This window comes from Deinococcus sp., from assembly GCF_030523985.1.
GTDB lineage: Bacteria > Deinococcota > Deinococci > Deinococcales > Deinococcaceae > Deinococcus.
Map to the genome: position 1 here is coordinate 1 of NZ_JAUNHK010000142.1, position 5107 is coordinate 5107.

At 63.6% G+C, this 5107-nt stretch carries 13 protein-coding genes; all 13 read left to right on the forward strand.

All coding sequences use genetic code 11. From position 1 onward, the window contains the following. On the forward strand, positions 1-464 hold a 464-nt coding region (locus Q4C89_RS13780; protein WP_303103197.1), incomplete at its 5' end, for a hypothetical protein. After that, entirely contained in the window at positions 461-934 is a 474-nt protein-coding gene (locus Q4C89_RS13785) for a hypothetical protein (RefSeq protein ID WP_303103198.1), read from the forward strand. The genes Q4C89_RS13780 and Q4C89_RS13785, both read left to right, overlap by 4 nt. A gap of 7 nt (positions 935-941) precedes the next feature. After that, positions 942-1328: a hypothetical protein gene (locus Q4C89_RS13790; RefSeq protein WP_303103199.1), complete on the forward strand. Its 387-nt coding sequence runs from the start codon at positions 942-944 to the stop codon at positions 1326-1328. Next, positions 1321-1533 carry a hypothetical protein gene (locus Q4C89_RS13795; RefSeq protein WP_303103200.1) on the forward strand — a complete coding sequence of 71 codons (213 nt, stop codon included), beginning with the start codon at positions 1321-1323 and terminating at the stop codon, positions 1531-1533. The genes Q4C89_RS13790 and Q4C89_RS13795 overlap by 8 nt, the downstream gene beginning before the upstream one ends. Next, positions 1530-1766, forward strand: coding sequence for a hypothetical protein (locus Q4C89_RS13800; protein ID WP_303103201.1), 237 nt, complete (start codon positions 1530-1532; stop codon positions 1764-1766). The genes Q4C89_RS13795 and Q4C89_RS13800 overlap by 4 nt, the downstream gene beginning before the upstream one ends. A gap of 179 nt (positions 1767-1945) precedes the next feature. Next, the gene (locus Q4C89_RS13805) at positions 1946-2485 is read left to right on the forward strand and encodes a hypothetical protein (protein ID WP_303103202.1); all 540 of its coding nucleotides are present in this window, start codon (positions 1946-1948) and stop codon (positions 2483-2485) included. Continuing rightward, positions 2485-2907 (forward strand): hypothetical protein, encoded by a 423-nt coding sequence (locus tag Q4C89_RS13810; RefSeq protein WP_303103203.1) that lies wholly within the window; start codon positions 2485-2487, stop codon positions 2905-2907. Before Q4C89_RS13805 ends, Q4C89_RS13810 begins: the two co-directional genes overlap by 1 nt. Continuing rightward, positions 2904-3242, forward strand: a complete 339-nt coding sequence (locus Q4C89_RS13815; RefSeq protein ID WP_303103204.1) for a hypothetical protein — start codon at positions 2904-2906, stop codon at positions 3240-3242. Before Q4C89_RS13810 ends, Q4C89_RS13815 begins: the two co-directional genes overlap by 4 nt. A gap of 41 nt (positions 3243-3283) precedes the next feature. Then, complete coding sequence (locus Q4C89_RS13820; RefSeq protein ID WP_303103205.1) at positions 3284-3508, forward strand: hypothetical protein; 225 nt, start codon at positions 3284-3286, stop codon at positions 3506-3508. 35 nt (positions 3509-3543) lie between these two features. Further along, on the forward strand, positions 3544-3906 hold the full coding sequence (locus Q4C89_RS13825) for a hypothetical protein (RefSeq protein WP_303103206.1): 363 nt from the start codon (positions 3544-3546) through the stop codon (positions 3904-3906). An 18-nt stretch (positions 3907-3924) separates the two neighbouring features. Next, a complete protein-coding gene (locus tag Q4C89_RS13830) occupies positions 3925-4269 on the forward strand; it encodes a hypothetical protein (protein ID WP_303103207.1) in 345 nt (114 codons plus the stop codon). A gap of 3 nt (positions 4270-4272) precedes the next feature. Next, the gene (locus Q4C89_RS13835; RefSeq protein WP_303103208.1) at positions 4273-4596 is read left to right on the forward strand and encodes a hypothetical protein; all 324 of its coding nucleotides are present in this window, start codon (positions 4273-4275) and stop codon (positions 4594-4596) included. Between the two features lie 2 nt (positions 4597-4598). Then, positions 4599-5107, forward strand: a 509-nt coding sequence (locus Q4C89_RS13840; protein WP_303103209.1) for a hypothetical protein, incomplete at its 3' end; no start/stop codon positions are given.

The window sequence follows — 5107 nt, forward strand, 5'->3', positions numbered from 1 at the left end:
CTCACCCGCATCACCCGTGCCGAGGCGCTGGCATGAGCCGGGTGGAAGTTCTCAAGCGCGAGCAGAACGGCGTGCTTACCCTGCTGGTCTATCGCACAGACGGGCGTGCCCCGACCCCACAGGAGTGTGAAGACGCCGGAGAAGACCACGGTTTCTATGAACCGAAGTTTGAACCCGCCCACAGCTACGGCGAATATCAGAATGCCCGCCTCGTCACCGAGGGCTTCCAGGGCGAACTGTGTGACCACGAATGGGGGATGACCGGACACTACGGTCGGAACCCTTACGGCACCTTCAGCACCTGCAAGAAGTGCAGCGTGACGGTCATGACCGCCACCAAGAAACGGAGCAATCACACCGAATACCTCTACGACCGCTGGGGCCTGCGCTTCCACATCTGGCAGAAGTGGTGCAAACGCGGCCCGGTTCCTGGCTCCCTTCAAGTCCAGGAGCATCACAAATGACCCGGCAACCTATGGTCTTCGCCTACTCCGACGCGGCCACGCTGCTCGAAGCCATTCCCTGGTACGAGAAGGTCGAGTGTGACCTCGCCGCCATCAGCACGGCCTGGATGCGCCAGTACCACGGCGGCATCAGCCGGACCTTCGACGTGCGCGGCCTCCCCTTCCCTGCCGTCAACTTCAGCAACGTCCACCTGATTCTTTCGCCGCTGGTACGGGAAAAGGACGGCAAGCGCACCCTGATCGACTTCAAGCACTGGCTCGAAGACCACGCCATTACCCATATCCGCATCACCGGCAAGGGCAACTGGGAACGCAACCACGAATACAGCCGCAACGGTGGCCGCACCTGGGGCCGGATGAGGCTCCAGGGTCAAGCCCCGCCACAGCCCGCGCCCACCAAGGTCGTGGAACCCGAGATTCCGCCTGCACCACAGGCTGCTACCGAAGACGACCTGCCCCTCTGGGACTAGGAGAACCATGCTTGACCTGACGCCCCGCGTGACCGCGCCCGATTTCAGCACCGACCCCCTCGGCTACTACGTCTGGCATCTGGAGAACCACCCCGATATGTACCGCCAGTTCCGCGCCACGGCTGACGCCTACCGTGCTGGTGACCCTGACCGCCGCCTGAGTGCCGACATGATCTGCCACGTCATGCGCTGGCACAGCGTGGTCCATGCGGGAGACGACCAGTTCCAGGTCAACAACAACCTGACCGCCCTGTACGCCCGCCTCTACAAGAACGAACGGCCCGACGCCCGCATCAGCACCCGCCCGTCCCAGCTGGACGCCCTGCTGCCCGACGAGCGTGACCGGCTGGCCGCCGCGTTCGCTCCCCTGAAGGAAGTGACCCAAGATGCCTGAACTGAAGCCCAAGCCCCTCGGAGAACTGGCCTACAACGGCTACCGGGACCACACCGGGGGCAAAACCTGGAACGGCTACGACATGCCCCACTGGGCTGACCTGCCCCCGCATGTGCAGGCCGCCTGGAACACCGCCGCCTCTGCCGTGCGCCGGGACACGCTGGATGAGGTCATCACGGTGCTGCAAGAGGAAGTGGCGTCGTGACCGACTTCGACCTGCTGACCCCTGATTCCTGCGCCCTGTGTGACAGCGACGTGGGCGAGCCGCTGACCTGCTACGTCTGCCACCTGAGCGTCTGCGCGGGCTGCTCGGAGACGGACGGGGCCGGAGACACCATCTGCCACCAGTGCGCCAGTGACATGCACTTCTTTCTGAACGGTGAGGACCCCGATGCGGGAATGCAAAACGGGGAAACGCCCGTACCCGTCGCGGGGTAAGGCGCTAGAGGAAGCCCGCTTCATGCGACGACTGAAACGCATGGGAAATGCCTTCCATCCGCCCTGGCGGGCCTACTACTGCTCCCACTGCCAGCAATGGCACCTGACCAAACGCCGCATCTTCAGCGACCACCTCACCCGCCAACGCCGAATTTCCGAGCAACACAGGAGACACGCTCATGACTGACCTTCAGCCCACCCGCCCCACCTTGCCCACCTTCAGCCTGGACTACAGCGCCGGGACGTTCACCAACACCCTGACCGGCGAACAGCTTCAAGAAATCACCGCCGTCGTCCTGGCACAGCGCGAGGGCCGCGTGCTGTGGCCTAGCCTCTCCAACCCTGACCCCCGCCCCGAATGCGTGGACGGGAGCACCTACGGCCCCTGCTTTGACTGCCGCTTTGCCGACTGGGGGAAGAACGGAGAGCCGCCCGTCTGCACTGAGGAACTCACCCTGCTGTTGTGGCTGCCCGCTGACTTCCAGGTGGTCGAGCTGACCGCTCGCCGCTCGCAGGTGCGGACCATCGAACAGTGGCTCGGCATGAAGGCGGTCGTGTCCGGCACCCTGCACGACCAGGAAGTGACCATCAGCATGAAGCCGGGCGACGGCCTGCACCGCCTCGTGCTGCTGCCTGGGCAAGTACTGGTCGGGCCGGAACGAAGCCGCATGGACGAACTGGCAGGCCGCGTGCAGCAGTTCGGGTTTGGGGGGCTGTGATGGCGACGCCGACGAAATACCGTGTCCATTTGAGCGGGGAACTATTGTGGCTGGGACCGGACGAAACCAAGGAAACCCTGAACAAGCGCGAGTTTAAGACGCTGAAGAGCCGCCTGAAGGCCGATCTTGATGGCGTAGAAGATGTGGAACTGGAAAGCAATGGGGTGAGCCTGAAGCTGGCGCTTGTGGTTGACGGCCCGACTTTCACCGAAGGATTTGGTCCCTGGCTTGACCAACTTGAAGAGGTCAAGGCCGCATGGCCCGATCTCCCCGACGCCGATCTGGGAAGCGAAGCTGTGGCCGCCACCCTAGAAGATGGCGGGGCAGAGGGACTGTACAACGCCCTTGTGGACGCACTGGAAGGGCTGAACTTCGATTTCGCGTCCAGCACCTCATATTCCGTGACAGCGGTGACCGCATGAGCGCCCCTGGCCGCCGCCGTGCCGCCGTGCTCCTAGCCCTGAGCAGCACGCCCCGAAGTGCTTACAGCCTCGCCCGCGAAACGGGCTTGAAGGAAAGCGCGGTCGAAGGGATTCTGGACAGCCTGAGCCGTAGCAACCTGGTCGAGCAGCACCAACGCGGCTGGGCACTCGCCACGGGGCCGCACGTCACGGCGGCGCTGGATGATGCCTGTGCTACCGTGCGGGCAACCGAACAGGACGAAGAAAAAGACGTTTGCAGCCCTGCACACGGCGCGGCAACTTTGCCCGGTAGCCTGCCAGCATCCAGCCGTGTCACACGGGGACCCGACCGCTGATGGCCGGGCTGCCCTGTGACGTTTGCCAGGAGGAAACCATCGTGATTCCCCTCGGCACCGTGGGAGAGGACGCGGCTGGGATTCTCTTCTACAGGAGGTACAGGGTTTGCGTGAATCCGAACTGCGAACGCTACCGCCAGCGCCGCACGTCGCTGGAAGCGTATCTGCCAGAAGACGGCCCGCCGGTGATGGTGGAACGGGCGCAACTGAGGCCGTACCTCCCGCCCGAAAAAAGTTCCCTGCCATCTCTGTTCGACGAGTTCTAGGACTGGAGGAGCCGAAAGCGGTTCCTCCTCTTCTTTTGCCTGATCCACCCGCCTGCAAACCGTCCCGCATCAACTGGCCTGCCCTGCTCATGCAGGCGCTGCGGGCTGACCGCTGGCGGATTGCCCAGGTGGAACTGGTGGGGACGGTGGAATGCGACAGCCCCGCGCCTATTCGCATCCTGAACATCGGGCAGACCTACGAAATCACTGACCGGGACTATCAGGCCGCGCTGAAGGTGCTTGGCGTTGCTCAGGCTGAGCGCGTGCGTTGGGCTGTGCAGAGGGATGAACCGATGCCCACTGACCAGCTCGCCGCCGAGCAACTCTGGCGAGTACTGGCCGAACGAGGCTGGCTGAGAGAACCGACGAAATCACACGACGCCCCTGCCACCGAGTAGGGGCTTTTTGGAGCCAACATGAGCAACCAGGAACAGCTATACGCCCGCCGCATGGCACGCGGCACCCTGCTCACCCACCTCTACATCCTTCAGGACAAGGGCCTCTGTGACCCGGCCACGCCCCGCACCGCCAACCGGCTGATGATTGACGGCCTCGGTGCCTCCGGCCTGCTGCCTCCTGAAGCCATGATCGTCAACAGCCTTCAGTGGCTCGAAGGCGCGGGCTACGTGGAAGTGGACTGGGCAATGGACGACCACACCCGCTTCGAGTCGGTTACCATCACCCAGAAGGGCATCGACCTCTACGAGGACAAGAACGCCCGCAAGCGCGAGCCTGGAATCCTGCTCCAGCCGAGGCGATAAGCCATGCCGATGGAAGCCGAATTCCGTGACGTGGTGAGCCGCCTGAATGGGCTGTGCGCCCTGGTGGAGCGGGGGTTCGGGGAAACCAACACCAAGCTCCACCACGTCGAGCAGAACAACCGGACGGTCCTCGCCATGTTCGTCGCAGTGGTGGCGCTGGCCTGCACGTCCCTGCTGGTTTCCGGGTACGCCGTCAGCACCGCCAACTCCAACCGCTCGCTGATTGTGGAACTGGTCCGGCAAAGCAATCAGCAGGCCGCCCAGATTGAGCAGACCACCAAGCAGGTCAATCAGTTGGAGAAACAGGAAAATCAGGGAGGGCAGTAAGCATGTCCGACCAGTACGACTACAGCGCCCTGCTCCGGCCTAAGTGCAAGGTGTGCAGCTCGCCCCTCCGGCAGGACATCGACCTGCGGCTGATGGGCAAGGAAATCGACGAGGACGGTGAGCGGCTGAGCTATGACCAGATCATCGACTGGGCAGCGGCGCACGGCCTGGTCATCAGCAAAGCGGGCCTGAGCCGCCACAAGTCTGACCACCTGATGCCCGACGTGCTTGGGGCCATTGAAGCCCAGCGCCAGGTCGAGGCGATTGCCCAGGCCACCGGGCAGACGCTGGGGATGGAACAGGCTGCCATGAACATCCTGCTGAACAAGTGGATGCGGGCACTGGACAAGGTGGAAGACCTTGACCTGAACGCCAAGGGTGCGCTCGGCGCAGGGGTGCGGGCGGTCGAGGCACTTCTGAAAGTCAAGAAAGCCGAGCTGCACTTCAGCCGTGAGAAGCTGGCCGAAGCCGACAAGAAGATCACCGAGACGGCCAAGGCCAAGGGGCTTGA

Coding starts and splice junctions, on each gene's coding strand:
- Q4C89_RS13785 (WP_303103198.1), top strand. CDS start 461: ATGACCCGGCAACCTATGGTCTTCGCCTACTCCGACGCGGCCACGCTG.
- Q4C89_RS13790 (WP_303103199.1), top strand. CDS start 942: ATGCTTGACCTGACGCCCCGCGTGACCGCGCCCGATTTCAGCACCGAC.
- Q4C89_RS13795 (WP_303103200.1), top strand. CDS start 1,321: ATGCCTGAACTGAAGCCCAAGCCCCTCGGAGAACTGGCCTACAACGGC.
- Q4C89_RS13805 (WP_303103202.1), top strand. CDS start 1,946: ATGACTGACCTTCAGCCCACCCGCCCCACCTTGCCCACCTTCAGCCTG.
- Q4C89_RS13810 (WP_303103203.1), top strand. CDS start 2,485: ATGGCGACGCCGACGAAATACCGTGTCCATTTGAGCGGGGAACTATTG.
- Q4C89_RS13815 (WP_303103204.1), top strand. CDS start 2,904: ATGAGCGCCCCTGGCCGCCGCCGTGCCGCCGTGCTCCTAGCCCTGAGC.
- Q4C89_RS13830 (WP_303103207.1), top strand. CDS start 3,925: ATGAGCAACCAGGAACAGCTATACGCCCGCCGCATGGCACGCGGCACC.
- Q4C89_RS13835 (WP_303103208.1), top strand. CDS start 4,273: ATGCCGATGGAAGCCGAATTCCGTGACGTGGTGAGCCGCCTGAATGGG.